The organism is Actinocrinis sp. (assembly GCF_035946395.1).
Classification (GTDB): Bacteria; Actinomycetota; Actinomycetes; order Streptomycetales; family Catenulisporaceae; genus Actinocrinis.
In genome coordinates this window covers 1-2025 of the sequence record NZ_DASYZI010000378.1, presented here as the reverse complement: position 1 = coordinate 2025, position 2025 = coordinate 1, and the positions used below count along the sequence as shown (strand labels likewise).

1 protein-coding gene and 1 pseudogene are annotated in these 2025 nt (G+C 71.0%); one reads left to right on the top strand and one right to left on the bottom strand.

Annotation, left to right across the window (positions count from 1 at the left end; all coding sequences use genetic code 11):
• Window positions 1–283, top strand: a pseudogene (locus tag VGS97_RS23595) (insulinase family protein); the annotation flags it as partial.
• Between the two features lie 44 nt (window positions 284–327).
• On the opposite strand, the gene VGS97_RS23590 reads toward VGS97_RS23595, so the two are convergent.
• Window positions 328–1524 (bottom strand): NAD(P)/FAD-dependent oxidoreductase, encoded by a 1197-nt coding sequence (locus VGS97_RS23590; RefSeq protein WP_326855820.1) that lies wholly within the window; start codon window positions 1522–1524, stop codon window positions 328–330.
• Between the last annotated feature and the right edge of the window lie 501 nt (window positions 1525–2025).

Here is a 2025-nt window from a genome sequence, read left to right as displayed (position 1 = left end):
CGGCGCGACCGAGGCCGAACTCGACAAGACCCGCGCGTACCTGGCCGGTGCCACGCCGATCGGCCTACAGACCGCGGGCGCGGTCGGCTCCCGGCTGGTCGAGATGGTCCGGCACGGCCTGCCCGAGGACTACGTCACCGTCGAGCACGCGCGGCTGCTGGAGGTGACGCTGGACGAAGTCAACGCGGCCGTGCGTGCGGCGCTGCATCCAGCCGAACTCGTCGTCGCAGTGGAGGGTGACTCCTCGGTCGTCGGCGCGGATCTCGAAGCGCTCGGGCTCTGACGGCATCGCTCTGTCGGCGGCCGATCGGCCGCCGACAAGCGTTCTCAGCTCTCCGAGTCCTCGTCGACGTCGGCGAGCGTGTCGAGGTAGTGGCTGACCGCAGCCACCGCCACGGCGCCCTGGCCGATCGCCGAACTGATCCGCTTGACCGTGCCCGCGCGCACGTCGCCGGCCGCGAAGACGCCGGGCACCGAGGTCTCGGTGAGCAGCGGGGGGCGGTCCAGCGGCCAGGCGGCCGGCATCAGTTCCGGGCGCAGGATCATCTCGCCGTCGGTGAGCACGAAGCCGAACTCGTCGCACGCCACGATGTCGCGCACCCAGTCGGAGAACGGGACCATCCCGATCAGGACGTACAGCGCGCTGGCCGGCACCGGGTCCGTGCCGCCGGTCGCGGCGTCCAGCAGCACCACTTTCTCCAGCCTGCCGTAGCCGCGCACCTCGCCGACCTGCGATCCGCAGCGGACGGTGACCCGCGGGTGTTTCGCGACCGCCTGCGCGAACCGGTCGGACAGCGCCGCCGTGCTCAGGCTCGGCTCGGCCACCACCATGGTCACCGAGCGGGCGTGCTCGGCGAACCGGAGCACCGCGACCGCCGCGGCGTCGCCGGAGCCGGCCACGACGACGTCCTCGCCCGCGGCTTCCTTCGCGTCGGCGGCCGACGCGCCGTAGTAGACCCCTGCGTTGACCAGCTCCGCCGCGCCGGGCGCGTCCAGCCTGCGCCAGGTCATCCCGGTCGCGATCAGCACCGCACGGCCGACCACCGCTTGGCCGCCGTCCAGCACGACCCGGTGCGCGCCGAGCCGCGGCAGCAGCGTGGTGGCGACCTTCGCGCTGCACCACTCGACGCCGAGCCGCTTGGCCTGCGCCAGCGCCCGGTGCGCGAAGTCCGCGCCGCTCAGGCCCGCCGGGAAGCCGAGGTAGTTGTCCACGCGCGTGGTCACCCCGGCCTGCCCGCCGGGACAGTCGTCCTCGACCACGACCACCGACATCCCCTCGGCGGCCCCGTTCACCGCCGCGCCCAGCCCCGCCGGGCCGCCGCCGACCACCACCAGGTCGTAGCGGTCGCGGGAGGCCTCCTGGGTCAGGCCGAGGGCTGAGGCGAGTTCGGCGATCGTCGGGTCGTAGAGCGCGCGTCCATCGTCGAAGAGCACCGTGGTCGGCGCCGGGTTGGGCAGGTTCAGATCCCGGGCCAGCGCATGCGCCTCCGGGTCGTCGGACAGGTCGTACCAGGCGAACGGCACCAGGCAGGGTACCTGCGTAGGTGTCTCCTTTGGGCAAGTGACCTGGCCCGGAACGTGATCACCGGCGTTTCGGGCCAGCGGCCTTGCCGCACGTCTCCCCCGAGATTCGGTTCCCTCGTCTGCCCAGCTGTCCCGGAGGGTGTCAGCCGCCAGCCCCATTATCAAGGAAGTAGCACCTTGATAATGGGGCAGCCGCCCGGCAGCGCAAGCACACGCCTCGGCAGACAAGGGAACCGAATCTCTCCACGCAAGCACACACGTACACTCAAGATCACCGCGCCGCCGCACTCGGAGTCCGGCCCGCCGGAGGCGTCTTGGGTTCAGGGGGTGGTTGCAACGCTCATGGGTTAATGGCAATGCCGTTCAGTTAGGTGCTGGTCGGCTGTGTCAATCGGGGCTGGCCAGCACGGTGATGCTGAATGTGCTCTTGTAGGTGGTTCGATCGATGGCCGGGCCTCGGGCGTTGTACTTGGACAGCGCCCGTTTCACGATCCGTTGTTT